A 24,271-nucleotide genomic window follows, 5' to 3' on the forward strand; every position below is an offset into this window, starting at 1 on the left:
TACGGGGATCGAATGGATCACGGTTCCGTACGTCGCGCCTATTGCGGCAGTTCCAGATGTCGCGGAAAGCGAAACGGAGTGGCTGATCGACATCGGCCCGTTCTTTGACCGTTTCGATGCTTCCGGCGCATCCACAATGAGCATCCTGAGTAGTGTCGATGTTCAAGTGCAGGCGCTGGTCAAGAACGTCATGGCGCGCAAGTGGATTGACTTGAAGCGCGCCGATCTACCGCAGATGATGGACTTGCTCATCTCGAAAGGTCTGCTGACGGCGGAGCAGAAGAGCTACATCCTGATGACGCCGTTGGCGCCGGAAGAAAACCTGGCACTGCGTAGACTTTATTTCTCTTAGGATCCCGCCATGAAGATCGCCTTCTACAAAGGACGTACGCGCCTCTTCAATCGCTTCGTCAGCTGGTGGACTAGCGGTCCCTACTCGCATGCCGAAGCGGTGTTCGATGGCTTCCGCGAGCTGAGCGGCCCGGTCCTCTGCGGATCGTCATCGTTCCTGGATGGTGGCGTGCGGCTGAAGATGATCGAGCTGCAGCCGGATCACTGGGATGTGATCGAGGTGCCGTCGCTCGATGGGTCGCGCGCGCTTGATTGGTTCCATGCGCACCTGGGAGCCAAGTACGACGTGATCGGCTTGTTGTCGACGTCGTGCCCGATCCGGCAGGACGGGCGCCGCTACTTCTGCAATGAGGCGATCGGTACCGCCGGCGGCTTGCGCGACGCCTGGCGGTTCAATCCGAATAGCTTCGCGCGGATCTGCGAGCTGCTGCCCGGCAGCAAGTGGGTTCGGGGCGGACCAGTCGCCTAGAAACAGATTCCCACCCATCCATCAACCGAACCGCCGCAAGGCGGTTTTCTTTTTGGTGCCCGCATGCTCAGCGACGAAGAGAAAGCCCTTATCAAAGATCTGTCGGATCAAATCTCCGCCATGCGTGGCGAGCTGGCCGATAACACCCGCAAGACAGACCAGATTCTCAAAGGCTTTCCGCAGGGGGATCCGGATGGCCATCGACGGTATCACGAGGAGGTGATCCAGAAGATGGCCGACAACCGCAAGCTCCGCCAGGATCTGATTACCCATCTCGCCAAGACCGGCTCATGGCTGGCATTTGCCGGGGTAGTGACGATCCTTTTCAAATACTTCAAGGCTCAAATCTTGGGAGGGTAATGTGAAAAATTCAAATCGATTCGACAAACTGCGCATGGTGCAATGGCTGCTGCTGTCCGTGCTGGCATATGTGCTGGCCACTGCCCTCGCCGGCATTCCGACAGGCATCGAGCCGGAGGCGGGATTGTGGCCGCGCCTGCAGACGATCCTCTGGAAGTGCGGACATCTGAACCTTGCCGCGTACATCGGCTACTGGATCGACCGGCGTGCGTTTCACACGCTGCGCATCACCCGCTCCAGCCATCCGACAGAACAGGTCCGGCGCGCAATCATCATCGGCGCCACCATGTTGGCGTTCGGGATGGCGCTATGAAGACGGCCTATCAACGCAAGGTCGGCCTGTTCCGGATCTTCGCGAACGCGACTTTGGCGATCGTCGCGGTGCTTTGCATTGCGGCGATTGTCACCAGTCCCGCGTTCGGTGCAGACGTCTGCACGCGCTACGCGGCAATGGTGACCCGCGAGGCGCAAGCGGTGAACGGGATCAACACACCGGTACCGATGTTTCTCGGCCAGATCCGGCAGGAGTCGACGTGCCGGGCAGATGTCACCGCATCGGACAACGGCCGCGGGCTCGCCCAGTTCATGGACGGCACCAGTAGGCAGGTTGCCAGCCTTTACCCGGAACTGGGTCCGCCGGATCCATACAACCCGCGCTGGGCGATCCGCGCCCTGATCCGTTACGACACATGGATCTACAGCCGCGTGAAGGGCAGGAATGCCTGCCATCGATGGGCGGCCGCACTCAAGGGCTACAACGCCGGGCCCGGGTACGTGCAGCAAGCGCAAGCGAAGTCGCCGGATCCGCTGACCTGGTTCGGCGTGACCGAGTTCGTGCTGACCAGGCAGAGCCCGCAAAACTTCGAGTACAGCCGGACGTATCCACACAAGATCCTGTTCAAGCATCAGCCGCTCTTCGCGGCATACGGAACGACGATCTGTCTACCGAGGCCGACAACATGAATATCCCGACATTCTTGCTGGATCCGCGCTTCTGGCTGGCGATCGTCATCTGGACCGCCGCGGTCGCTTTCGTCTCACACGATCGCGGCGAGCGCCTGGCGATGAAAGAGGCCGAGCGCAAGGAACTGAAGGCCAGCGTTGGTGCGCTGGAAGACAAGATCCGGATCGATGCCGAGACGCGCGAAAAAGAGCGTCGACTGGTCCGGATCCTCGATAACCGGTACGACAAGTACCAACAGGAGGAACTCGATGCAAAAGCCAAAGCTGATCGCCTTATTGCTGATCTGCGCTCCCATGTTCGCCGGCTGTCCATCCCCGTCAGTTACGCGTCTTGTGCGGCCGGAGCCAATCCAGCTGCCGGCGCTGCCGGCGGATCTAGCCAGGAAGGACGCGCCGACATTACTGCAGGAGCTGGAGAGTTTCTTGTCCGTCTCGCCGATCGAGGCGACACAGCCATCCGAAAACACGCCGAAGTAGTCGACCGCTACGAGCTGCTGCGCCAAGCCTGCACGCAAGGTATCCCTGCGGAGGTGACGCCATGAAATGGTTGCTGATGCTGTCGTTCATCATCTTCCTGGGTGTGGCGCTGGCCGGAAAAATGATCTGGGACCGCAGCTATGGCCCGAGTCGGCCGCTGGAAGCGCTCGGCATGTGTGCTGTGGGACTCCTCGGCCTGCTGGGCACCGTGCTTGCGGGAATTGTTGGTTTCTTCTTCTGAGCGCGGCGCAGTAAAAAGACAGAGCGCCTGTCCTGGTTGTTGGAGCAACCAGGATAGGCCTCAATCCACTGAGTAAGCAGTGAACCAAGCCAAGGCTCTGCCACCTCGCGAGGCGGGCCGGATTCTAGCACATTGAAAAGGTTCACAATGGCAACACCGATCATCCCCTGGATCGGCGGCAAGCGTCGTCTTGCTGACCGGCTCATTCCCCAATTCCCTCCCCACATCTGCTACGTCGAGGTGTTTGCTGGTGGAGCGGCTCTCTATTTCATGCGGCCGCCGGCACCTGTCGAGGTTATCAATGATGTCAATGGCGAGCTGGTCAACCTGTATCGCGTGGTCAAGCATCACCTTGAGGAGTTTGTCCGCCAGTTCAAATATGCGCTGTCCAGCCGGGATGTCTTCAAATGGCTGCAGGACACGCCGCCGGAGACGCTGACCGACATCCAGCGTGCCGCGAGATTCTTCTACCTGCAGCAGCAGGCATTCGGCGGTAAGGTTGAGGGGCAGAACTGGGGCACGGCAACAACGGCGCCACCAATCAACCTATTGCGGATTGAGGAAAATCTATCTGCAGCGCACTTGCGCCTGGCGCAGGCCTACATCGAGAACCTGGACTGGGCGGCGTGTATCGATCGCTACGATCGGCCGCATACCTTCTTTTACATGGATCCGCCGTATTGGGAGACCGAAGGGTACGGCGTCGCGTTCGGACTGGATCAGTACGAAAAGATGGCGGGCAAGCTGCGGAGCATGAAAGGCAAGGCGATCGTCAGCCTCAACGACCATCCTGATATCCGGCGGATCTTCGCTGGTTTCCAGATCGATACGGTACCGATCCAGTACAGCGTCGCCGGCGGCGGAAAAGCCGTCGACCGCCAGGAGGTGGTTATCTATAGCTGGAATCGAGAGAGCGAACCTGCCGGATTATTCTGAGCGGGATATACTGATGTTTTGTACAGTATATTCCCATGGAATCCGAGCAAACCGAGATCGTCTATTTCGTCCGATATTTTGACCCGGTACGGAAGAAGCGGGTCACCACATCGTACAAGTTGACCGAGGCGGAAGCGCGGTCCAGATACGGTGTATATGAACTGGTCCTTCCGTCGCGGGAGACGCGCAAGATTGGTGGGGATTGCATGCGCGATTCAGCTGCGCATTTTCATACTGGAAGCCCGGATAAGCGATAGAAATGCCGCATCTCATTCTTTTCTTTTTGGAATTGAGTGATACGGAAGTGATACGAGGTCGGCGCTAAGCCAATGTTTATGCGGGATTTCTCCCCTTGAACTACGGCGAGACGCTGAGAAGCGGTGAAAGTGTTTTTCACCACGCCCGAGATTATAGCCGAGACCGTTCCATAAATAACTTTCTGTTCGCCGCTATCGGTACAATGCGTGCTTCATTTCCTTCTTCGGGTCCGCGCTTCCTGCATGGAGGCGATTTTGTTTATGGCAGTCATTTCACTTTCTAACGCCCAGCTCGCCTTCGGGCATGTCGCATTGCTCGATCATGCGGAGTTTTCTCTTGAACCAGCGGAGCGGGTCGGATTAATCGGGCGCAACGGCACCGGCAAGTCGTCCTTGCTGAAAATAATTGCAGGTATTTCCAAGCTGGATGACGGCTTGCTCGTGATGCAGCAAGGGCTGAAGATTGCTTATGTCGAACAGGAGCCGCAGTTCGCTCCCGACCTCAGCGTATTTGATGCGGTCGCCGCTGGCATGGGAGAGTTGCAGGGCTTGCTGTCTGAATACAACACGCTGACGGAGCGTCTGGGCGGCGAGAATGACGATGCCGTGATGGATCGCATGCATGCCATTCAGGCAAAACTGGATGCCGCCGATGCATGGAATCTCTCCAATCGGGTGGAAACCATCCTGGCGCGCCTCAATCTGGACAAGACGGCGCTGATGGGGACCTTGTCGGGCGGCACGCAAAAGCGCGTGGCGCTGGCTTGTGCGCTGGTCAGTGCACCTGATGTGCTGTTGCTCGACGAGCCGACCAATCACCTCGATTTCACGTCCATCCTCTGGCTTGAGGGTCTCCTGCGTGATTACAAGGGAAGCATTCTTTTCATTACCCACGACCGTTCATTCCTCGATAACGTGGCGACACGCATCGTCGAACTTGATCGCGGCAGACTGCTTTCGTTTCCCGGCAATTTCAGCGCCTATCAGGCACGCAAGGCGGAACAGCTTGAAGTCGAAGCGATTGAAAACGCGAAGTTTGACAAATTTCTTGCGCAGGAAGAAGTCTGGATCCGCAAGGGCGTGGAGGCACGCCGGACACGCAACGAAGGGCGCGTCAGGCGCCTGGAAGAGCTGCGCCGCACCCGCAACGCGCGACGAGATCAACAAGGGCAGGTCAAGCTTGATGTGTCGGCCGGCGAGCGCTCAGGCAAGATCGTTGCGGAGCTGACCGACATCGAAAAACGTTACGGCGACAAAGTCATCGTGCGTGGGTTTAGTGCGACCATCCTGCGCGGCGACAAGGTCGGCCTGATCGGGCCGAACGGAGCTGGCAAGACGACGCTGCTGAAGCTCATTTTGGGCGAGGAACAACCCGATGCCGGCACGGTCAAGCAGGGAGCCCGCTTGCAGATTGCCTACTTCGACCAGATGCGCGCGCAATTGAATGAGGAAGCCAGCCTGGCCGATACCATTTCGCCCGGCAGCGACTGGGTCGAGATCAATGGGCAGCGCAAGCACGTGATGACGTATCTCGGCGATTTTCTGTTTGCGCCGGAACGCGCAAGATCGCCCGTCAAATCCCTCTCGGGTGGCGAGCGCAACCGCCTGCTGCTTGCGCGGCTGTTTGCCAAGCCGGCCAATGTGCTGGTGCTGGATGAGCCGACCAACGACCTGGACATCGATACGCTCGAGTTGCTGGAAGAGCTTCTCGAAGACTATAGCGGCACGGTCTTCCTCGTCAGTCATGACCGCATGTTCCTCGACAACGTCGTCACGCAGGTGATCGTCGCGGAAGGCGACGGCCTGTGGCGTGAGTACATCGGTGGCTATAGCGATTGGGAACGCGTACGCGCATCGACAGCGCAAGCACCGGCGAAGTCGGCTCCGAAAGCGGAAAGCAAGCCAACAGCCAAGGACGCTGCACCCGCCGCGGCAAAGGCGAAGAAGCTGAGTTACAAGGAGCAGCGAGAGCTGGAAAGCCTGCCGGGCGTGATTGCTGCCCTGGAGGTCGAACAAAAAGCCATCTCCGAACAGTTGGCCGATCCGGATCTGTATCGTCAGCGACCCGAGGAAGTGCAGCGACTCAACCAGCGATTTGCCGAGATTGACGAACTGCTGATGGAAAGTCTCGAGAAATGGGAGGCGATCGAAGCCAAGGCGAAGGGTTGATGTCTTGGCTTTGTCGCGGGGTCAGTCAGTTCATGCGCCTGCTGGCATCGCGTAATTCGGGTAATTTGCTGCGTAACAGTTCGGCGTCAGGAGCGTACGGCCGCTCCGCCAGATAAGCTTCCAGATCGTCGAGTGCCGCCTGCGGGCATTCAAGATTGGCATAGGCCAGCCCTCGGTCGCGGCGTTCGGTGATCTCGTCGGGCAGTAAAATCAGCAGACGCTGTTGTACGCCCAGCACCCGTTGCCATCGCATGTGCTCGACAAACAGCGTCTTCAAATTGCGCAGCATGCGCACCAGGATTTCGCGCGGATGGGCTGCGTGCAAATAATAGGAAAGCGGAATCGCTCCGGGATAGCTCTGCTGCTCGAAGTAGGGTTCCAGCCGCTCTTCCAGGTCTTCGCGCGACAAGCTTGCGCCATTGAAGGGGTCGAGCACAATATCCCCGGACTGTACCGACAGCTTCATCAGGAAATGACCTGGAAAGGAAATGCCTTTCATGGTCAAGCCGATCTGCTGCGCCAACTCCATGTACAGCACTGCCAGGGAAATAGGAATGCCGCGGCGCGTGCGGATTACTCGGTGCAGGTAACTGTTATCCGGGTCGTAATAATCGTTGATGTTGCCACCGAAGCCGAGCTCGCGGTAAAAGAAGTGATTCAGCATGCGCAGCTTCTGCACGCTGGAGGCGTCCGATGGGAGTCGCCGTTGCAGTTTCGCTGCAAGCGTGTCGACCTCTACTTGTGTCGCTTCCAGATCGAGCTGTGGATCGACATCCTGTGCGATAGCCAATGCCGCCTCGAACAGCGGAATGGAATCGTCCTGTTGAACCAGCGACGCAAAGTAATCGAGAGATTTGATCACCATACAATAGCCATCATAAACCATCGTGCCGTCAAATAAAGGCCGGGATAGAAATCGAAGGCGATTTTAGATAACGGGATCAGTCCGACACGCGTTTGAAATCACGCAGGCGGAAGCCCATGATAAAAAGTGCGCCGAAGTATGTTACTCCGCATGCAAGCATGACCAGAGCCAGCGCGCCAACTCGATGGAGGGGATTGGCGCGCAAAGCCACCCAATCGAAGTGTCCGGCAGTCCAAAGCGCGACGCCCGCCAGCAAGAACAGTGCGCCTGCCAGCTTGGCGAGAAAGATGCCCCAGCCTTGATGGGGCACATAAATTCCCCGCTTGCGCAATCCCCGGTACAGAAACGCCGCGTTCAAGCAGGCACCCAGGCCAACCGAGAGCGCGAGCCCCGCGTGAGCCAATGTCGGTACGAACATCAGATTCATCAACTGTGTCGCGATCAGGACGACGATGCCGATCTTCACCGGCGTTCTGATGTCCTGCTTTGCGTAGAAACCCGGTGCCAGAATCTTGACGACGATCAAGCCAATCAATCCAACTCCATAGGCCACGAGCGCCCGACTGGTCATGACGACTGCCTGGGTGTCGAACTTACCGTAGTGGAACAGGGTTGTGGTGAGCGGCTCGGACAGAGTAGCAAGTCCGACGGCAGAGGGAAGCGCCAAAAGAAAAGTCAGGCGAAGACCCCAGTCAAGCAAAGAAGAATATTCCGCATGATCGCTGTCCGCATGCGCCTTCGACAGGTTGGGAAGGAGAATCGTCCCAAGCGCCACGCCGAGCAAGGCTGTGGGAAATTCCATCAGTCGGTCAGCATAGGTGAGCCAGGAAACGCTGCCACTGGCAAGGTGCGAAGCGATATTGGTGTTGATGATGATGCTGATCTGCGCGACGGAGACGGCAACAATGGCAGGCACCATTTGCCGCAGCACGCGCTGCACACCGGGATCCTTCAGGGCGAACGTCGGATTGAGCCCAATACGAGGCAGCATCCCAATCCTGAGCAGGGCTGGAGCCTGAATTCCGACTTGCAGAACTCCGCCCAACACAACCGCAAATGCCAATGCGTAGACCGGCTGTGCGAGATGAGGGGCCAGAAACAGGGAGGCGGCGATGAATGAGATGTTCAGCAGTACCGGAGTAAATGCCGGAATCTGGAATTGCCGCCATGTATTCAGGATGCCGCCGGCGAGTGCGACAAATGCCATGAACCCAATGTACGGGAACATGATGCGCGTCATGACGACAGAACTCGTAAACGCTTCCGCGTCCGATTTCAGTCCGGTAGCAATGAAATACACGACGATCGGCGCGGCCACGATCCCGATAATGCAGGTGAGCACCAATGCCCACATCAACACAGTCGCGACGTGATCGATCAGATCCTTGGTCGCAGTTTCCCCTTTCTGGTTCTTGTACTCGGCAAGAATGGGGACGAAGGCCTGGGAAAATGCGCCTTCCGCAAACAGGCGGCGCAACAGATTCGGGATGCGGAAGGCAACGTTGAATGCGTCCGTGTAGGCTGATGCGCCGAATGCGCGCGCAATAAGGAGTTCTCGCGCCAGGCCCGTTACCCGCGACAGCATCGTCATGCCAGAGACGGTGGCAAGCGTTTTATGCAGATTCATGGTGCGCAATTATAGCTGCTGGGGTCCCGTAATCCGGGGCATAAATGGACGCGGTTGTGTAAGCTTTTATTTCCGGTGGAAAATCGCTGCATGGCGACCTGCGCGCCGCTTCTTGGTCTGTTTTCCGGGGACGCTGATCTCAGAATATTGGCGATTGAAACGTCCAATTGCTCATTTTCCAAAAAAACGCTATAATCCGCAGCTTTACAGAATTCCGTCTCGCAGACCGCGAACGCAATCCGATTTCGTTTTAGGAACTATTCATGGCAAATACCGCACAAGCGCGCAAACGTGCTCGTCAAGCAGTCAAGCAAAACGCACACAACTCCAGCCAGCGTTCGACGCTGCGCACGGCAGTCAAGGCCGTCCGCAAGGCGATCGAAGCCGGCGACAAGGCAGCAGCTACGCAAGTATTCCAGGCTTCTATTTCGACGATCGATCGTATTGCCGACAAGAAGATCATTCACAAGAACAAGGCCGCTCGCCACAAGAGCCGTCTGGCCGCTGCCCTGAAGGCACTGGCTGCGTAATCAGCAGTTGTCCTGAGAGCTGTTCGCCTCAGGAAGCGAATTAAAAAACCCGGGTGACGATGTCACGCGGGTTTTTGTCGTTTGTGCGCTGGAAGTTCAAGGCCGGTGGATTGCAACATAAATAATCCACTCGGCCGTGCGAATGCATTCATTTGATCCGCGCCAGCTACCGAACCTTGTTCGCGTACTGATTTAGCGGGGAAGCCCGTCGATTGCGCTGCCCGGCTTGATGTTCTTCTGCTTGAACCACCCGAGATTCATTTCCAAAGCATAGCGAACCGGCTTTTTTGCACAGTGCGAATCGGTGGTTTGTGGTTGCATGTCTTCGATATTGACGATTTTGCCACTGTCGTCGATAAAAGCTACCGACAGCGGAATCAAGGTATTTTTCATCCACATGCATACGCCAGCCGGTGCTTCGAACAAGAATACCATCCCTTCGTTCGGCCCCAGTTTCTCCCGGAACATCAAGCCTTGCTGACGCTCTGCATCTCTTGCAGCGACTTCCGCCTTGATGAGGTGAATTCCCGCGCTCAATGAAATTACCGGAAATTTCATCGGCTGCTGGCTTATCGCAGATGGGCTGGCAGTGACAAGAGCGGCGGCCAGTAAGGCCGAAACCGAAAAGAGTGGTCTGGAAATCATTTGGAGTTGGCGGCAAATTAAAACGCTTCAGAAGCTTATCCGATAACAATGCAAAACGCATCGCAACAGTTGCGCGTCCGGACTTTGCATTATCCTCGCCATGAGGCAGCGAAATTACAATAAAAAAGGCAGGACAAGCCTGCCTTTTTCTTTCACGAAAGCGTGAATTAGTTCGAAGCGGCCGGAGCTGCAGCGGCTTTCTTTGCTTTCTTGGCTTTCTTTGCCTTTTTGACTTTCTTGGCTTTCGGAGCGGATGCCTCAGCCGATGCAGCAGCCGGAGCGGAAGCAGGAGCAGGATCAGCAGCGAAGGCGGAAGCGGCGAACAGACCAGCGATCAGAGCGGCGATCAGGTTTTTCATTTTATGTCCTTCAAATTGGCATGTTGATAAAAACGGTGATTCTGTCGAATCAATGTGAATAACGAAGTGCAAGATTATTGGTTGACAGAGTTCTCCGGGAAATTTTCAACAGGCCCGAAAGTCGCGGCCCATGGCTATGTCAATTGTTTTGCTGCGCGACTCTTGTCAACGTTCCCTTTTTTCCAGCTCTGCGGCTGAGACCTCGCGCCATTCGCCCGGCCAGAGCGGATGTGTGGCCAGGGAAAAGGGTCCGATCGCAATTCTGATCAGCCTTAAGGTCGGCAGGCCGACCGCCGCGGTCATGCGACGAACCTGGCGGTTTTTCCCTTCCGACAGGGTGATTGCCAGCCAACTGGTTGGCTTGTTCTCGCGCTCCCGGATCGGCGGGGCGCGCTTCCATAGCCACGACGGTGGTTCGATTTGCCTTGCCTCGCAGGGCTGAGTCACGAAATCGCCCAAATCCAACTGTCCCCGCAGGCGCAGCAATGCTGTCGCATCCGGAACGCCCTCCACTTGCGCGATATAGGTTTTCGGCTGTTTGCTGTCAGGATGGCTGATGCGATGTTGAAGTTTTCCGTCGTCGGTGAGCAGGAGCAAGCCCTCGCTGTCCGCGTCGAGCCTGCCCGCCGGATAAATCCCGGGAATATCCAGATAATTTGCGAGTGTCTCCCGGGTAGGATGTGGTGAAAACTGGCACATCACCTGAAAGGGTTTGTTGAAGAGAATAAGTGACATGCGCTGGCGATTCCGGGTAAAAGTGCGGCGCTATTTTACGCTTTGTATATTGGCGCATTAGGAACTAACCTGTAGATCCGCGCCGGCGTCCGCCGTTTTCCGGATGCGAGGAACGTGTTCCGCTCAACGCGGCCAAAGGAAAATCACTCGATTGACAACTTGATAAAAATATTGCCAATGGCAAAAGTTATGGCATCCAGTAAAATAGTAGTGCATAATACGAAATGCTGTCTTATGTCTTATATAAGACTGAGAGTCGACTTTAAAACAAAAATTTAAAGTGCAACCGCCTTCTTTTCCTCCTCAACCCCCGGAGCCTACGATGTATCAACATATCAAAGTGCCTGCCGAAGGCAACAAGATCACCGTCAATGCCGATTTCTCGTTGAATGTTCCCGACAATCCGATCATTCCTTATCTGGAAGGTGACGGCACTGGTGTCGATATTACGCCGGTCATGATCAAAGTCGTTGACGCAGCTGTTGCAAAGGCATACGGCGGCAAGCGCAAGATCAGCTGGATGGAAATTTTCGCAGGTGAGAAGTCGACCAAAGTCTACGGCCCGGATGTGTGGCTGCCCGACGAGACGCTGAAGGTGTTGAAGGATTATGTTGTTTCCATCAAAGGCCCGTTGACCACCCCGGTCGGCGGCGGCATCCGCTCGTTGAATGTGGCGCTGCGTCAGGAACTCGACCTGTACGTCTGTTTGCGTCCGGTGCGTTACTTCAAGGGCGTGCCTTCGCCGGTACGCGAGCCGGAGAAGACTGACATGGTGATCTTCCGCGAGAACTCGGAAGACATTTACGCCGGCATCGAATGGCAGGAAGGCACCGAAAACGCCAAGAAGGTAATCGATTTCCTGATCAAGGAAATGGGCGTCAAGAAGATTCGCTTCCCGGGGTCGTCCGGTATCGGCATCAAGCCGGTCTCGCGTGAAGGCACGGAGCGCCTGGTCCGCAAGGCAATCCAGTACGCGATCGACAACGACAAGCCGTCGGTGACCATTGTCCACAAGGGCAACATCATGAAGTACACCGAAGGCGGCTTCCGCGATTGGGCCTACGCACTGGCACAGAAGGAGTTCGGTGCGCAACTGATCGACGGCGGTCCGTGGTGCAAGTTCAAGAATCCGAAGACCGGCAAGGAAATCACGGTTAAGGACTCGATCGCTGACGCATTCCTGCAGCAAATCCTGCTGCGCCCGAACGAATACAGCGTGATTGCCACGCTGAACCTGAATGGCGACTACATTTCCGACGCTCTGGCTGCACAAGTCGGTGGTATTGGTATTGCTCCTGGCGCCAACCTTTCCGACTCCGTCGCGATGTTCGAAGCGACTCACGGTACCGCGCCGAAGTACGCCGGCAAGGATTACGTGAATCCGGGCTCGCTGATCCTGTCCGCAGAAATGATGCTGCGTCACATGGGCTGGGTTGAGGCTGCCGACTTGATCGTCTCTTCGATGGAAAAATCGATCACGTCGAAGAAAGTGACCTACGACTTCGCGCGCCTGATGGAAGGCGCAACACAAGTGTCGTGCTCCGGCTTCGGTGACGTCATGATTTCGAACATGTAGTTCGTTCGATGGAAGAACAAAATGGCCGGAGCGATCCGGCCATTTTTTTATCCTTTTACTTGATCTGGGTCTGTTCCAGCGCGAAACGAATCAGGTCGGCTTGACCTTCAATACCCAGTTTACGCTTGATGTTGAGGCGATGCGTTTCTACCGTGCGCACGCTCAGGCTCATGTCGCGCGCAATATGCTTGTTCGATTTTCCCGTCGCAATGCACTTCAACACCTCACGCTCGCGGGGTGTCAGCAGCAAAGCGGGGGGCATAGGGCGGGACAGTTGCTTTGCAAGGCCGGCGCTGTAATAGATTCCGCCAGACATGACGGTGTCAATGGCCGTGATAATGTCCATCGCCGGGGCATCCTTCAGTACATAGCCGCGCGCTCCTGCCTGGATTGCCTGCATGACATATTCCGCCTTGTCATGCATGCTCAGCATTAATACCGCGATCTCGGGATATAGCGTGTTAAAGCGGCCGGTAAGCTCAATGCCGTTCATCCCCGAAAGATTAATGTCCATCAATGCGATGTCGATCATCTCGGTCGCAGCGTGTTGTAATGCCTCGTCTGCATTGCCAGCTTCGGCCACGATTGTGAAATGCGGTATGGTTTCGAGGCGGGCACGCAAGCCGTCCCGAACCAGGGGATGGTCGTCGATCAGCAGGATGTGAACATACGGTTGACTAAGCATTTTTTGATTTACATTCGATACAAGCTGGCGGTTACTCGGGTGCCTTCAGCGGATGAAGCCAGATTCAAGCTGCCCCCGACGGCATCAACCCTTTCATGCATATTGCGCAATCCGATGCCGCGCTTGGGATGCTGCGCGACGCCGGCGACGTCGAAGCCGATGCCATCGTCGGAAATAATGAGTGCGACACTGGACTTGTTGCCAATCAGCCGAACGTTGACGTTCTTTGCGCTTGCATGCCGTTTGATGTTGGTCAGTGCTTCCTGAGCGATACGGAATAGTACTGTATTCGCCACGTCGCTCAGCCCGTCAACCGAGCCGTCCGAGCTGAATCGTGTCGTGATCGCGGTGTGTTCGCTGAATTCCTGAACGAGATGGTCGAGCGCTGCCGCCAGTCCGAGATCATCAAGCAAGGCGGGTCTAAGGTCGTGCGAGATGCGCCTGACCTCACCTAACACATCATTGAGTTGTCCGGCAGCGCGGTCGAAGGATGATCTTGCCAGTTCCGGTTGTGCCGCATTGGCGATCAATTTGGCAATTCCCGACTCAACCTGTAATTTGATCGATACCAGCCACTGGCTGATTCCATCATGCAAATCGCGCGAAAGACGTGCGCGTTCCTCTTCTTGTGATCGCACCACGCGTTGTGCCAATGCGCGCAGCTTGGCATCGGCAACCCGGTTTTCGCTGATATTCAATGCTAGGCCGGAGAGTCCTATTGCGAGTGCGCTAGCGATGGCAATACCGGTAATCCAGATCATCGTGTTATCGATATTTCCCGAAATCTGTGCATCGATCTTTGCGAGGGCGGCGTCGACATCGTCCAGATACAGCCCGGTTCCAAGCATCCAACCCCACCGTTCAAGCTCGACCACATAGCCGAGCTTGGGCGCCATCTTGCCCGACGATGGTTTCTCCCATAAGTAGCGCACGAATCCGCCGCCCGCCTTTGCTTGAGCAATCAGCCGCTGTATCGTCGGGCTGCCGCTCGGGTCGCGAAGGTCCCAGAGATTGCGCCCAACCAGTTCCGGCTTGCGAGGATGCATGAGATTGCGACCCTCAAGATCATAGAGAAAGAAATACCCGTCGTCGCCATAATCAAGTGTCGCCAGAATCGCTTTCGCTTCATTTAACGTCGCTTCGTCATGCCGGCCCGATTGATAAAGATGCTCGATGGAGCGGGTCGCAAGCACAACAAAATGCTTGAGCTCCGCTTCCTTGCTGGCCAGGTAAGCCGCCTCGACCGAGGCGCGCTGTTGATGCGCCAGGAGCGTCGCTTGATAGCGTACCGCAAGCGCAATCGCAAACAACGCAACGATGAGCGGAGTGATTGCGAGCAGCAGAATTTTTTGCCGGAGTTTCATGAAGCATTACTTTACAGCTATTTTTGCTCGTGGCGATCATTTGCGGCGACGAAGGGCTCACGCGTGATGGTGATTGCTACGAGCAGCTTGTAAAGTTATCACGGACCGCAGGGCCAGTGCCGATACGCAACGAATGGATCGGGCGAGAGCGAAGAGACGAAAAAAAACCCCGCGTATGCGGGGTTTTTGGTACTCTTGCTAATCGATGTGATTAGGGCGACTGAATATTGGAAGCTTGCTTGCCTTTGGGGCCTTGCGTGACTTCGAATGAGACCTTTTGACCTTCTTTTAGAGTCTTGAAGCCTTGCATCTGGATTGCGGAAAAATGGGCGAACAAATCTTCACCGCCGTCATCCGGAGTGATAAATCCGAAGCCTTTGGAATCGTTGAACCACTTGACGGTACCTGTTGCCATAAAAGCGTCTTTCATTAATAGCTAATCACACGAGCCGTATAAGCAAGAAGCCTCGCGTCACGCTGCCGCCCCCTCCTAAAACCTGCTCACTTCTATTGACAATCCCATAACGCTATCATTGTCAATAAGTACCATTGTTCCTGCAAAAATTATAAAAGTCAAGGCGGTTTTCTGGTCATTTTTGACATATTACAAGGAATCCTCGGCTCGACGTTCTTGAATTCAGCGGCCGAAGCATCATCTGCGAATTACGCGGAAAAAGCGTAATATCAATACCTAGTTGGAATACCCTTACTTTTGCGAATTCGGCAAAGTTGAACCCATTAGAATCAGACGTATGGCAACTCAGCATGAAAACGGTACGGTCCTTGCTAGGCAAGAGCAGAAGCTGAAGCCGCCGCCGATGTACCAGGTCCTGCTTTTAAATGATGACTATACGCCCATGGAATTTGTCGTAGCGATCATTCAGGAGTACTTTAATAAAGATCGTGAAACCGCGACGCAAATCATGCTTAAGGTTCATCGCGACGGAAAAGGTATGTGTGGCATCTATCCAAAAGACATAGCGTCCACTAAAGTAGAATTAGTTTTAACCCACGCTCGAAAAGCAGGACATCCCTTGCAATGCGTGATGGAGGAAGCATGATTGCGCAGGAACTTGAAGTTAGTTTGCACATGGCTTTTGTCGAAGCCCGCCAGGCGCGACACGAGTTCATTACAGTCGAGCATTTGCTGCTCGCGTTGCTCGATAACCCATCAGCCGCGGAAGTATTGCGCGCATGCGCCGTCAATATTGAAGACCTGCGCAAAACGCTGACGAATTTCATCAGCGACAATACGCCGACAGTGCCGGGAACCAGCGAGGTCGACACGCAGCCGACACTCGGTTTCCAGCGCGTGATTCAGCGTGCGATCATGCACGTGCAATCCGCGTCCAACGGCAAGAAGGAAGTGACCGGCGCCAACGTGCTTGTCGCCATCTTCGGTGAAAAAGATTCACACGCCGTGTATTACCTGCATCAGCAAGGCGTCACTCGCCTTGATGTGGTGAATTTCATCTCCCACGGCGTGCGCAAGGATCAGCAGCTCGATTCGCAGAAAGCGCCGGAAGGTACGGAAGATGCGCAGGCTGAAGGTCAGCAGAAGGAAAGTCCGCTCGACCAATTCACCCAGAATCTGAACAAGCTGGCTGCCGAAGGCAAGATCGATCCGCTGATTGGCCGCGAAGCCGAAGTTGAGCGCGTGATCCAGACCTTGTGCCGCCGTCGCAAGAACAACCCCTTGCTGGTTGGTGAGGCCGGCGTTGGCAAGACCGCGATTGCGGAAGGGCTGGCATGGCGCGTCACGCAGGGCGATGTGCCGGAAGTATTGCAGAACGCGGTTGTCTATTCGCTGGATATGGGGGCGTTGCTGGCTGGTACCAAATATCGCGGCGACTTCGAACAACGTTTGAAGGCGGTGCTCAAACAGTTGCGCGATAACCCGCACGGCATACTGTTCATCGACGAGATCCATACCATTATTGGTGCGGGATCCGCATCCGGCGGAACGCTGGACGCATCCAATCTGCTGAAGCCCGCGCTCTCGAGCGGCCAGCTAAAGTGCATTGGCGCAACAACCTACACCGAGTTCCGCGGTGTGTTCGAGAAGGACCATGCGCTGTCACGTCGCTTCCAGAAGATCGACGTGAACGAGCCGACTGTCGAGCAGACGGTGCAAATCCTGCGCGGGCTGAAGTCGCGCTTCGAAGAGCATCATGGCGTGAAATATTCGGCCTCGGCCCTGACATCGGCTGCGGAGCTTGCTGCGCGATTCATCAATGACCGCCATTTGCCTGACAAGGCGATTGATGTGATCGACGAGGCGGGTGCCGCGCAACGCATTTTGCCGAAGTCGAAGCAGAAGAAGACGATTGGCAAGTCGGAGATAGAGGACATCATCTCAAAGATCGCGCGCATTCCTCCGCAGAGCGTCAATCAGGACGACCGCACCAAGCTGCAGACGATCGAGCGCGATCTGAAGAATGTTGTATTCGGGCAGGATCCGGCCATCGAGGCTTTGGGTTCGGCGATCAAGATGGCGCGCGCCGGTTTGGGCAAGATGGACAAGCCCATCGGCTCGTTCCTGTTCTCCGGTCCGACCGGTGTCGGCAAGACCGAGGTAGCGAAGCAGTTGGCGTTCATCCTCGGCATCGAGCTGATCCGCTTCGACATGTCCGAGTACATGGAGCGTCACGCCGTGAGCCGTTTGATTGGCGCGCCTCCGGGCTACGTCGGTTTCGACCAGGGCGGTCTGCTGACCGAGGCGGTCACCAAGAAGCCGCATGCGGTGCTGCTGCTTGACGAAATCGAGAAGGCGCATCCGGATATCTTCAACATCCTGCTGCAGGTGATGGACCATGGCACGCTGACCGACAATAACGGTCGCAAGGCGGACTTCCGCAATGTGATCATCATCATGACCACAAATGCGGGCGCCGAAAGCCTCCAGAAGCGCTCGATCGGCTTCACCGACAAGAAGGAAGCCGGCGACGAAATGGCGGACATCAAGCGCATGTTCACGCCGGAATTCCGCAATCGGCTGGATGCCACCATCAGCTTCAAGGCGCTGGACGAGGAAATCATCCTGCGTGTGGTGGACAAGTTCCTGATGCAGCTCGAGGAGCAACTGCACGAGAAGAAGGTCGAGGCGATCTTCACGGAGAACTTGCGCAAGTTCCTCGCGCGCAAGGGTTTCGATCCGCTGATGGGCGCACGACCGATGTCACGGCTAATCCAGGACATGATCCGCAAAGCACTGGCAGACGAGTTGTTGTTCGGCCGCCTGGTATCCGGCGGACGTGTGACGGTCGACCTGGACGAAAACGAGCAAATCAAGCTCGATTTCGCGGAAGGCGATGCATCGCCTCCGCCGGCACCCGAAGAAACGCTGGAAGTCGAATAGGCTGGTCTGGCTTCAAACGAGCCCGAATCCATTCAAGTGGATTCGGGCTTTTTTACGTTTTTACGTGCAGGGGGCTGTTGCGGCAGGCCCGGACCTATTGGGCCGGGTTCGCGATTTCGGAATGAATGGTGTTGATGTTGCTAATCACTTCATCGGATAAGGTCACGGAGAACGCGTCAATATCCTCCTGCAATTGCTGCATGGTGGTGGCACCAATGATTGTCGATGCAACAAACCAGCGCGAATGGCACCATGCCAGTGCAAGCTGCGCCGGCGTCATGCCATTTTTTCGCGCCAGGGCGGCGTAAAGTTTCACGGCTTTCGCTACCGAGTCACGCAGGTAGCGAGGGCTCCAGCTTGGCGGGAAAATGGTCAGGCGACCATGTGCTTTCGGACTATCGAGATACTTGGCCGACAGCTGGCCGAAACCGAGCGGACTGTACGCGAGCAGCCCGACATTTTCGCGGAAGCAGGTTTCGTCGAGACCCGATTCGAAGCTGCGATTCAACAGGTTGTACGCATTTTGAATGGATACGATGCGTGGCAAGCCCTTGGACTCGGATTGCTTGACAAATTCACATACGCCCCACGGCGTTTCGTTTGATACGCCGATGTGGCGGATTTTTCCAGCCTTGACCAGATCCGCAAGTGCTTCCAAGGTGTTTTCAATTGCCGCGTGGGGGCGTTCCTTTTGCGGATTGAACGCGATCTGGCCAAAAATCGGTGCATTGCGGCTGGGCCAGTGCAATTGGTAGAGATCGATGTAATCCGTCTGCAAGCGTTTCAGACTGCTGTCAACAGCGGCCCGCAGATTGACAGCGTCGAAATCGCTTTCGCCATTGCGTATCCATGTTATTCCGCGTGAAGGGCCGGCGGCCTTGGTCGCCAGAACGACATCGCGCCGCTTGCCGGATTTCTTCAGCCAGGTGCCGATGTATGCTTCGGTACGTCCTTGCGTTTCGGCGCGTGGCATCACCGGGTACATTTCCGCAGTATCGATGAAGTTGATGCCACGCTCGATCGCATAATCGAGTTGACTGTGCGCGTCGGCTTCGGTGTTCTGCTCACCGAAGGTCATGGTGCCAAGGCAAATCCTGGAAACGTTCAGATCGCTGGTGCCGAGAGTAATCTTTTCCATGTACGGGTATCGGTTTAGTTCGGGAGATCATTCGCCTGGTTCGGCGAACGTGACAGAACTTTAACGCGATTTGCGCAAGGCTGCTGCGCACTCCGTGACCAAGGCCGGGCCGCGGTAGATCAGCCCGGTATAGAGCTGGACCAGCGATGCGCCGGCGTCGATCTTGGCCTGCGCATCTTGTCCCGACAGAATTCCGCCGACACCGATAATCGGAATTGCATCGCCCAATTCCGCTTTCAGGCCACGAATCACCTTGTTCGATGGTTCAAATACCGGCGCACCGGACAAACCGCCGGTCTCCTCCGCGTGCGGCAGCCCTTTGACGGCATCGCGCGTGATCGTGGTATTGGTGGCAATGACCGCATCCATCTTGTGGCGAAGCAGGGCGGAAGCGATAGTCTTGATCTGCTCGCTGTCGATATCAGGTGCGATCTTGAGTGCAATCGGCACGTAGCGCATGTGACGGTCCGCAAGGCGATGCTGTGCGTCCTTGAGTTGCGACAACAAGGCGTCCAGCTCGGAGCCGCCCTGCAATTGCCGGAGGTTTTTCGTATTGGGGGACGAGATATTGACGGTCACGTAACTCGCATACGGGTAGACCTTTTCCAAGCAATGCAAATAATCCTCGGCGGCGCGTTCGATGGGCGTATCCGCGTTCTTGCCAATATTGAGACCGAGGATGCCTTCCTTGTTCTGGTAAAACTTCGATGCCTGCACATTGGCGACGAACGCATCGACGCCGCCGTTGTTGAATCCCATGCGATTAATCACCGCACGCGCTTTAGGCAGGCGGAAGATGCGCGGCTGCGGATTGCCGGGTTGGGCGCGTGGAGTCACTGTGCCCACTTCGATGAAGCCGAAACCAAGCGCCGCCAGCCCATCGATATAGCCGCCATCCTTGTCCAGTCCGGCCGCCAGTCCAACGGGATTGGGAAAGTTAATGCCCATGACCGTTCGCGGATCAGGCGCGGGGCGCGCGATAAGCTGAGTCAGGCCGAGACTGGCGGCACGCTTCAGCGCCGGCAAGGTGAAGTTATGCGCGGTTTCGGGATCAAGCGAGAACAGGAAAGGGCGGGCGAGCGCGTAGAGGAGCTTGTTGGACATGACACTCAAGAATTAGGCAATGGCGTGCGGGACGCCATTCATGCGCCGCCGCGGAAGGCGCTATTTTACTCTTGCAACTTGTTAACGACCGCTGGCGGACTGATGGTCGGCGTGCCATTCTACCCATCTGCCTCGTTGAAGTGCTTCCAGCGGCTTGAAATTGACCTTGTAAGCCATTTTCTGACTGTCCCTGATCCAATAACCGAGATACACGTAGGACATGTCCAGATGCCTGGCCTGTTCAATTTGCCACAGCACGTTGAAGGTCCCGTACGACGCACCCTCCACATCCGGGTCGTAAAAGGTATACACCGATGAAAGGCCGTCGTTGAGGATGTCGATGATGCTGACCATGCGCAGCATACCGTCGCTTTCACGGAATTCGACCAGGCGCGTGTTGACCTTGCTCTGAAGCAGAAACTGCGCATATTGGTCGCGGCTGTCCTGGTCCATGCCGCCGCCTGCGTGGCGTGCCGCCTGGTAGCGAAGGTACAACTCATAATGTTCCGGAACGTAGGCCAGGTTGGTGACCCAGGTCGTCAGATCCTGATGACGTTTCCATGCGCGGCGCTGACTGCGATTGGCGGAAAACTCCTTCACCTTGACCCGCACGGGAATGCACGCCTGGCATCCATCGCAATACGGGCGGTAAGTAAAGATGCCGCTGCGACGGAATCCATTCTTGACCAATTCGGAATAGACATCGGCGTTGATGAGGTGCGAGGGCGTCGCGACTTGTGAGCGCGCCTGCCGGCCGTCGAGATAACTGCAGGGATACGGAGCCGTTGCGTAGAACTGCAAGGTGGCAAAGGGCAGGTCTTTAAGATGCGTCATATGCAGATAGCCGGACTGCGATAGTCATAATTTACACCCTATGTCATGGAGGACATAAGGGATTTTTTCCGCGTGCTCAAAATAATGGCAGCGGTTGCCATTTTTCTATCGGGGCCAGATCGACGGCCTCGCGCAGATGCGCGATGAATTCCTTCCGCGGTATCGGCGAAGCGCCCAGTGAGGCAAGGTGGGACGTCTCCTGCTGGCAGTCGATCAGCGTCACCCCATTCGCATGAAGAAAATGCACCAGATAGGCGAGAGCGATTTTGGACGCGTCGGACACACGCGCAAACATCGACTCGCCATAAAACATTTTTCCGATACAGACACCGTACGCGCCTCCGACCAGTTCGCCATCGAGCCACAGCTCCGAAGAGTGTGCATAGCCTTGACGGTGCAGTGCGCCATAACCGCGAATGATGTCCGGTGATATCCACGTGCCTGAACTATCCTTGCGCGGTTCTGCGCATGCGCGCATCACCTGCTCGAATGCGCTGTCGAAGCGAATTTCCCAGCGCTTATCGGTGCGCATGCTGTTGTCGACTTTCTTCAGCGTCTTTTTCAGACTGTGGGAGATGACAAAACGTTCGGTCAGCAAGACCATGCGGGGATCGGTGCTCCACCAAAGGATCGGCTGGCCTTCCGAAAACCAGGGGAAAATGCCGTGGCGGTAGGCTTCCAGCAAACGCCGTGGCGACAAATCTCCACCGGCAGCGAGCAAACCCGGTGCGCCATCGGCATCGGTCAGTGCTTTGGAAACGTCGGGAAAGGGGGAGCGTGCATCCAGCCAGGGAATCATTGCGCCTCCCCAAACTGGACCATGGTTCCGCACACTATCAGTGCAAAAACTCGTGTTTTTTGCATTTCGTGAAAATTAATCCTTGAAATTCAATACCTTGTATTTCCGCACCAAAACGGAATGATTTTTGCTTATGTGTTGTCCATCGTCATTATTTTGCACACTTATAGGGAGATCTTCCGCATGGACGCGCTTAAAACCGGTACCGACGCATTATTTATATTGCTCGGTGCCATCATGATTCTTGCGATGCATGCCGGGTTTGCATTTCTGGAACTCGGTACTGTACGCAAGAAAAACCAAGTCAATGCCTTGGTCAAAATCTTAGTCGATTTTGCGGTATCCACGATTGCCTATTTTTTCGTCGGATATACCGTCGCCTACGGCATCGACTTTTTTACGGATGCGAACGCATTGTCGGCAAAGAATGGTTTTGAGCTAGTGAAGTTTTTCTTCCTGTTGACATTCGCGGCTGCGATTCCCGCCATTATTTCCGGCGGCATTGCTGAGCGCGCGAAGTTTTATCCTCAATTGTTTGCGACAGCGCTCCTGGTTGGCCTTGTCTATCCGTTTTTCGAAGGCATCGCATGGAATCATCAACTCGGCATCCAGGCGTGGCTCAAGGCAGCGTTTTCCGAAGAGTTTCATGATTTCGCCGGTTCGGTGGTGGTGCATGCAGTGGGCGGTTGGGCCGCCTTGCCTGCGGTGCTGCTGTTGGGAGCGCGGCGTGGTCGTTATTCGAAGGATGGAGCGGTCGCCGCGCATCCGCCTTCAAACATCCCGTTCCTTGCGCTTGGCGCATGGATCCTGACAGTGGGATGGTTCGGCTTCAATGTAATGAGCGCGCAGACGCTGGACAAAATGAACGGCTTGGTGGCGCTGAACTCGCTGATGGCCATGGTGGGTGGAACACTGGTCGCGGTCCTGATGGGCAAGAACGATCCTGGGTTCGCCTACAATGGGCCGCTTGCGGGCTTGGTTGCGGTTTGTGCAGGATCGGACCTGATGCATCCACTCGGTGCGTTGATCACCGGCGGGATTGCGGGCGCAATCTTTGTCTGGATGTTTACGCGCACGCAGAACAAATGGAAGATCGACGACGTGCTTGGCGTCTGGCCTTTGCATGGGCTGTGCGGTGTGTGGGGCGGCATCGCGGCGGGCATTTTCGGACAGAAGGCGTTCGCGGGTGTCGGCGGCGTTTCCTTCATGTCTCAGCTGATTGGCACGATCATGGGGGTGAGCATCGCCTTGATTGGATCGGCAATTATTTACAGCGTCTTAAAGAAAGTCGTTGGCATTCGACTTGATCCAGAACAGGAATTCGACGGAGCAGACCTGTCGATTCATAAGATCAGTGCGACTGCGGAGCGCGAGACAAGCTGGTAGTTGAGCGTTATTGGCGGTTTGCCGAAATGAAAAAAAGGGCAGCAAAACGCTGCCCTTCCTTTTTTCGACTGCGGATTCACCGGGGCGGCAGGTTTATTCGCTTGGCCGCATCGGCTTCAGAATGTCTCGCGTATGCAAGGAATATGCGCCGCCTTCGCCGCGAATGCGCGCGAGGTCTGCAAAGAAAAACTTCAGCGTGTGCGCGACAGTTGGGAAGGCGATGTCTTCCCAAGGTATCTGTGCTTCCGAAAACAATTCGACTTCGAGGCTCTCGACGCCCGCCTGATAGTCCAGGTCAAGGAGAGTGGCGCGATAGAACATATGTACCTGGTGCACATGCGGCACGTTGAGCAGGGAGAATAGCTCATGCAGTTCGATGCGTGCGCCGGCCTCCTCCAGTGTTTCGCGCATGGCGGCCTCACCCGTCGTTTCATTGTTTTCCATGAAACCCGCCGGCAGTGTCCAGTAGCCATGGCGCGGCTCGATAGCACGCTTGCATAGCAGGACTCGCGTTTCACCGTTCTGTTCCCAAACTGGAATAGAGCCGATCACCATCTTCGGATTCTGGTAGTGAATCGTGCCGCATTGTTCGCATACATACCGCGGACGATTGTCATCGGGCGGAATCAGCAGCGAAACAGGATGCGCGCATTCTGAGCAGAATTTCATAAAAGAGTATGCGATTAATAATGTTGATCGTGGCCGGTTGAGAGTGTGCATGGCCCTCGAAGAGCCGCATCGCAAGTGTATCATCGCGCACGGCAATCAATATTGCATTTGCGTTGATCGCCGATACCGGATATACTTCATGCCTTCAGACGCGGGGTGGAGCAGTCTGGCAGCTCGTCGGGCTCATAACCCGAAGGTCGCAGGTTCAAATCCTGCCCCCGCAACCAAGTCTTTAAGTCTTATAAATTCCCGCCCGCCATTAAACCTCCAATAAATCTGGGCGTCGGAATAGTATCAACTGGTTCTCTAACCGGACGACATCGTCAGATGCCTGTCGTTGACGAAAATTCTGCACATTGTTAGTAAAAAACAAG

26 protein-coding genes, 1 tRNA gene and 1 pseudogene are annotated in these 24,271 nt (G+C 55.9%); 15 read left to right on the forward strand and 13 right to left on the reverse strand.

Annotated elements, in window-relative coordinates; translation table 11 throughout:
- From E6W33_RS26910 to E6W33_RS03570, 9 genes and pseudogenes are all read left to right on the forward strand, one after another.
- Positions 1-352 (forward strand): annotated as a pseudogene (locus E6W33_RS26910) (hypothetical protein); the annotation flags it as partial.
- A 9-nt stretch (positions 353-361) separates the two neighbouring features.
- On the forward strand, positions 362-820 hold the full coding sequence (locus E6W33_RS03540; protein WP_136414409.1) for a hypothetical protein: 459 nt from the start codon (positions 362-364) through the stop codon (positions 818-820).
- Between the two features lie 63 nt (positions 821-883).
- Entirely contained in the window at positions 884-1,180 is a 297-nt protein-coding gene (locus tag E6W33_RS03545; RefSeq protein ID WP_136414410.1) for a hypothetical protein, read from the forward strand.
- A gap of 1 nt (position 1,181) precedes the next feature.
- Complete coding sequence (locus E6W33_RS26915) at positions 1,182-1,493, forward strand: hypothetical protein (RefSeq protein WP_168798510.1); 312 nt, start codon at positions 1,182-1,184, stop codon at positions 1,491-1,493.
- The gene (locus tag E6W33_RS03550) at positions 1,490-2,143 is read left to right on the forward strand and encodes a transglycosylase SLT domain-containing protein (protein ID WP_168798511.1); all 654 of its coding nucleotides are present in this window, start codon (positions 1,490-1,492) and stop codon (positions 2,141-2,143) included. The genes E6W33_RS26915 and E6W33_RS03550 overlap by 4 nt, the downstream gene beginning before the upstream one ends.
- Positions 2,140-2,685, forward strand: a complete 546-nt coding sequence (locus E6W33_RS03555) for a lysis system i-spanin subunit Rz (RefSeq protein ID WP_168798512.1) — start codon at positions 2,140-2,142, stop codon at positions 2,683-2,685. Before E6W33_RS03550 ends, E6W33_RS03555 begins: the two co-directional genes overlap by 4 nt.
- Positions 2,682-2,861 carry a hypothetical protein gene (locus E6W33_RS03560; RefSeq protein ID WP_136414415.1) on the forward strand — a complete coding sequence of 60 codons (180 nt, stop codon included), beginning with the start codon at positions 2,682-2,684 and terminating at the stop codon, positions 2,859-2,861. The genes E6W33_RS03555 and E6W33_RS03560 overlap by 4 nt, the downstream gene beginning before the upstream one ends.
- Positions 2,862-3,008: 147 nt before the next feature.
- Positions 3,009-3,797: a DNA adenine methylase gene (locus E6W33_RS03565; RefSeq protein WP_136414417.1), complete on the forward strand. Its 789-nt coding sequence runs from the start codon at positions 3,009-3,011 to the stop codon at positions 3,795-3,797.
- A 518-nt stretch (positions 3,798-4,315) separates the two neighbouring features.
- Complete coding sequence (locus tag E6W33_RS03570) at positions 4,316-6,223, forward strand: ATP-binding cassette domain-containing protein (protein ID WP_136414419.1); 1,908 nt, start codon at positions 4,316-4,318, stop codon at positions 6,221-6,223.
- A gap of 25 nt (positions 6,224-6,248) precedes the next feature.
- Here the strand turns inward: E6W33_RS03570 and E6W33_RS03575 are convergent, their stop codons facing one another.
- Both E6W33_RS03575 and murJ read right to left on the reverse strand, forming a co-directional pair.
- On the reverse strand, positions 6,249-7,088 hold the full coding sequence (locus E6W33_RS03575) for a SirB1 family protein (protein ID WP_136414421.1): 840 nt from the start codon (positions 7,086-7,088) through the stop codon (positions 6,249-6,251).
- Positions 7,089-7,164: 76 nt separating this feature from the next.
- Positions 7,165-8,715 (reverse strand): murein biosynthesis integral membrane protein MurJ, encoded by a 1,551-nt coding sequence (gene murJ / locus E6W33_RS03580; protein WP_136414423.1) that lies wholly within the window; start codon positions 8,713-8,715, stop codon positions 7,165-7,167.
- 263 nt (positions 8,716-8,978) lie between these two features.
- Between murJ and rpsT the strand changes: the two genes are divergently transcribed.
- The gene (rpsT, locus tag E6W33_RS03585; protein WP_136414426.1) at positions 8,979-9,245 is read left to right on the forward strand and encodes a 30S ribosomal protein S20; all 267 of its coding nucleotides are present in this window, start codon (positions 8,979-8,981) and stop codon (positions 9,243-9,245) included.
- A gap of 192 nt (positions 9,246-9,437) precedes the next feature.
- On the opposite strand, the gene E6W33_RS03590 is transcribed toward rpsT, so the two are convergent.
- The 3 genes from E6W33_RS03590 to E6W33_RS03600 all read right to left on the reverse strand — a co-directional run bounded on the left by E6W33_RS03590 (position 9,438) and on the right by E6W33_RS03600 (position 10,984).
- Positions 9,438-9,890, reverse strand: a complete 453-nt coding sequence (locus tag E6W33_RS03590; RefSeq protein WP_136414428.1) for a DUF192 domain-containing protein — start codon at positions 9,888-9,890, stop codon at positions 9,438-9,440.
- Positions 9,891-10,057: 167 nt separating this feature from the next.
- The gene (locus tag E6W33_RS03595) at positions 10,058-10,321 is read right to left on the reverse strand and encodes a hypothetical protein (protein ID WP_211097225.1); all 264 of its coding nucleotides are present in this window, start codon (positions 10,319-10,321) and stop codon (positions 10,058-10,060) included.
- Between the two features lie 93 nt (positions 10,322-10,414).
- On the reverse strand, positions 10,415-10,984 hold the full coding sequence (locus tag E6W33_RS03600; protein ID WP_136414430.1) for a pseudouridine synthase: 570 nt from the start codon (positions 10,982-10,984) through the stop codon (positions 10,415-10,417).
- A 322-nt stretch (positions 10,985-11,306) separates the two neighbouring features.
- On the opposite strand from E6W33_RS03600, the gene icd reads away from it, so the two are divergent.
- Positions 11,307-12,560: an NADP-dependent isocitrate dehydrogenase gene (gene icd / locus E6W33_RS03605; protein WP_136414432.1), complete on the forward strand. Its 1,254-nt coding sequence runs from the start codon at positions 11,307-11,309 to the stop codon at positions 12,558-12,560.
- A 55-nt stretch (positions 12,561-12,615) separates the two neighbouring features.
- Here the strand turns inward: icd and E6W33_RS03610 are convergent, their stop codons facing one another.
- From E6W33_RS03610 to E6W33_RS03620, 3 genes are all read right to left on the reverse strand, one after another.
- Positions 12,616-13,245: a response regulator transcription factor gene (locus tag E6W33_RS03610; protein WP_136414434.1), complete on the reverse strand. Its 630-nt coding sequence runs from the start codon at positions 13,243-13,245 to the stop codon at positions 12,616-12,618.
- Between the two features lie 8 nt (positions 13,246-13,253).
- Positions 13,254-14,609 (reverse strand): cache domain-containing protein, encoded by a 1,356-nt coding sequence (locus E6W33_RS03615; RefSeq protein WP_136414436.1) that lies wholly within the window; start codon positions 14,607-14,609, stop codon positions 13,254-13,256.
- 211 nt (positions 14,610-14,820) lie between these two features.
- Positions 14,821-15,024 (reverse strand): cold-shock protein, encoded by a 204-nt coding sequence (locus E6W33_RS03620; RefSeq protein ID WP_136415665.1) that lies wholly within the window; start codon positions 15,022-15,024, stop codon positions 14,821-14,823.
- A gap of 337 nt (positions 15,025-15,361) precedes the next feature.
- On the opposite strand from E6W33_RS03620, the gene clpS reads away from it, so the two are divergent.
- Both clpS and clpA read left to right on the forward strand, forming a co-directional pair.
- Positions 15,362-15,670 carry an ATP-dependent Clp protease adapter ClpS gene (gene clpS, locus E6W33_RS03625; RefSeq protein ID WP_136414438.1) on the forward strand — a complete coding sequence of 103 codons (309 nt, stop codon included), beginning with the start codon at positions 15,362-15,364 and terminating at the stop codon, positions 15,668-15,670.
- A complete protein-coding gene (gene clpA / locus E6W33_RS03630; protein ID WP_136414440.1) occupies positions 15,667-17,967 on the forward strand; it encodes an ATP-dependent Clp protease ATP-binding subunit ClpA in 2,301 nt (766 codons plus the stop codon). The genes clpS and clpA overlap by 4 nt, the downstream gene beginning before the upstream one ends.
- Positions 17,968-18,061: 94 nt before the next feature.
- Here the strand turns inward: clpA and E6W33_RS03635 are convergent, their stop codons facing one another.
- The 4 genes from E6W33_RS03635 to aat all read right to left on the reverse strand — a co-directional run bounded on the left by E6W33_RS03635 (position 18,062) and on the right by aat (position 21,842).
- Complete coding sequence (locus E6W33_RS03635; protein WP_136414442.1) at positions 18,062-19,105, reverse strand: aldo/keto reductase; 1,044 nt, start codon at positions 19,103-19,105, stop codon at positions 18,062-18,064.
- A 60-nt stretch (positions 19,106-19,165) separates the two neighbouring features.
- The gene (locus tag E6W33_RS03640) at positions 19,166-20,209 is read right to left on the reverse strand and encodes a quinone-dependent dihydroorotate dehydrogenase (protein ID WP_136414444.1); all 1,044 of its coding nucleotides are present in this window, start codon (positions 20,207-20,209) and stop codon (positions 19,166-19,168) included.
- An 81-nt stretch (positions 20,210-20,290) separates the two neighbouring features.
- The gene (locus E6W33_RS03645; protein WP_136414446.1) at positions 20,291-21,043 is read right to left on the reverse strand and encodes an arginyltransferase; all 753 of its coding nucleotides are present in this window, start codon (positions 21,041-21,043) and stop codon (positions 20,291-20,293) included.
- A 76-nt stretch (positions 21,044-21,119) separates the two neighbouring features.
- Positions 21,120-21,842, reverse strand: coding sequence for a leucyl/phenylalanyl-tRNA--protein transferase (gene aat / locus E6W33_RS03650; protein ID WP_136414448.1), 723 nt, complete (start codon positions 21,840-21,842; stop codon positions 21,120-21,122).
- A gap of 183 nt (positions 21,843-22,025) precedes the next feature.
- On the opposite strand from aat, the gene E6W33_RS03655 reads away from it, so the two are divergent.
- Positions 22,026-23,228: an ammonium transporter gene (locus E6W33_RS03655; RefSeq protein WP_136415667.1), complete on the forward strand. Its 1,203-nt coding sequence runs from the start codon at positions 22,026-22,028 to the stop codon at positions 23,226-23,228.
- 93 nt (positions 23,229-23,321) lie between these two features.
- Here E6W33_RS03655 and E6W33_RS03660 read toward each other — a convergent pair whose 3' ends face one another.
- The gene (locus E6W33_RS03660) at positions 23,322-23,897 is read right to left on the reverse strand and encodes an NUDIX hydrolase (protein WP_136414451.1); all 576 of its coding nucleotides are present in this window, start codon (positions 23,895-23,897) and stop codon (positions 23,322-23,324) included.
- Between the two features lie 150 nt (positions 23,898-24,047).
- On the opposite strand from E6W33_RS03660, the gene E6W33_RS03665 reads away from it, so the two are divergent.
- Positions 24,048-24,124, forward strand: a tRNA-Met gene (locus tag E6W33_RS03665).
- Positions 24,125-24,271 lie beyond the last annotated feature (147 nt).

The sequence above is a fragment of the Herbaspirillum sp. ST 5-3 genome (assembly GCF_004804275.1).
In the GTDB taxonomy this organism is placed as follows: Bacteria; Pseudomonadota; Gammaproteobacteria; order Burkholderiales; family Burkholderiaceae_D; genus Noviherbaspirillum.

Excerpts from the sequence above, each read along its gene's own strand:
- E6W33_RS03575 (WP_136414421.1), bottom strand. The coding sequence starts at position 7,088 with ATGGTGATCAAATCTCTCGATTACTTTGCGTCGCTGGTTCAACAGGAC.
- clpS (WP_136414438.1), top strand. The coding sequence starts at position 15,362 with ATGGCAACTCAGCATGAAAACGGTACGGTCCTTGCTAGGCAAGAGCAG.
- E6W33_RS03565 (WP_136414417.1), top strand. The coding sequence starts at position 3,009 with ATGGCAACACCGATCATCCCCTGGATCGGCGGCAAGCGTCGTCTTGCT.
- E6W33_RS03560 (WP_136414415.1), top strand. The coding sequence starts at position 2,682 with ATGAAATGGTTGCTGATGCTGTCGTTCATCATCTTCCTGGGTGTGGCG.
- E6W33_RS03540 (WP_136414409.1), top strand. The coding sequence starts at position 362 with ATGAAGATCGCCTTCTACAAAGGACGTACGCGCCTCTTCAATCGCTTC.
- E6W33_RS03600 (WP_136414430.1), bottom strand. The coding sequence starts at position 10,984 with ATGTCACTTATTCTCTTCAACAAACCCTTTCAGGTGATGTGCCAGTTT.
- E6W33_RS03660 (WP_136414451.1), bottom strand. The coding sequence starts at position 23,897 with ATGAAATTCTGCTCAGAATGCGCGCATCCTGTTTCGCTGCTGATTCCG.
- E6W33_RS03645 (WP_136414446.1), bottom strand. The coding sequence starts at position 21,043 with ATGACGCATCTTAAAGACCTGCCCTTTGCCACCTTGCAGTTCTACGCA.
- aat (WP_136414448.1), bottom strand. The coding sequence starts at position 21,842 with ATGATTCCCTGGCTGGATGCACGCTCCCCCTTTCCCGACGTTTCCAAA.
- E6W33_RS03640 (WP_136414444.1), bottom strand. The coding sequence starts at position 20,209 with ATGTCCAACAAGCTCCTCTACGCGCTCGCCCGCCCTTTCCTGTTCTCG.
- E6W33_RS03620 (WP_136415665.1), bottom strand. The coding sequence starts at position 15,024 with ATGGCAACAGGTACCGTCAAGTGGTTCAACGATTCCAAAGGCTTCGGA.
- icd (WP_136414432.1), top strand. The coding sequence starts at position 11,307 with ATGTATCAACATATCAAAGTGCCTGCCGAAGGCAACAAGATCACCGTC.
- E6W33_RS03655 (WP_136415667.1), top strand. The coding sequence starts at position 22,026 with ATGGACGCGCTTAAAACCGGTACCGACGCATTATTTATATTGCTCGGT.
- E6W33_RS03615 (WP_136414436.1), bottom strand. The coding sequence starts at position 14,609 with ATGAAACTCCGGCAAAAAATTCTGCTGCTCGCAATCACTCCGCTCATC.
- E6W33_RS03555 (WP_168798512.1), top strand. The coding sequence starts at position 2,140 with ATGAATATCCCGACATTCTTGCTGGATCCGCGCTTCTGGCTGGCGATC.
- E6W33_RS03635 (WP_136414442.1), bottom strand. The coding sequence starts at position 19,105 with ATGGAAAAGATTACTCTCGGCACCAGCGATCTGAACGTTTCCAGGATT.
- E6W33_RS03610 (WP_136414434.1), bottom strand. The coding sequence starts at position 13,245 with ATGCTTAGTCAACCGTATGTTCACATCCTGCTGATCGACGACCATCCC.
- E6W33_RS03550 (WP_168798511.1), top strand. The coding sequence starts at position 1,490 with ATGAAGACGGCCTATCAACGCAAGGTCGGCCTGTTCCGGATCTTCGCG.
- E6W33_RS03590 (WP_136414428.1), bottom strand. The coding sequence starts at position 9,890 with ATGATTTCCAGACCACTCTTTTCGGTTTCGGCCTTACTGGCCGCCGCT.
- murJ (WP_136414423.1), bottom strand. The coding sequence starts at position 8,715 with ATGAATCTGCATAAAACGCTTGCCACCGTCTCTGGCATGACGATGCTG.
- E6W33_RS03570 (WP_136414419.1), top strand. The coding sequence starts at position 4,316 with ATGGCAGTCATTTCACTTTCTAACGCCCAGCTCGCCTTCGGGCATGTC.
- E6W33_RS03545 (WP_136414410.1), top strand. The coding sequence starts at position 884 with ATGCTCAGCGACGAAGAGAAAGCCCTTATCAAAGATCTGTCGGATCAA.
- rpsT (WP_136414426.1), top strand. The coding sequence starts at position 8,979 with ATGGCAAATACCGCACAAGCGCGCAAACGTGCTCGTCAAGCAGTCAAG.
- clpA (WP_136414440.1), top strand. The coding sequence starts at position 15,667 with ATGATTGCGCAGGAACTTGAAGTTAGTTTGCACATGGCTTTTGTCGAA.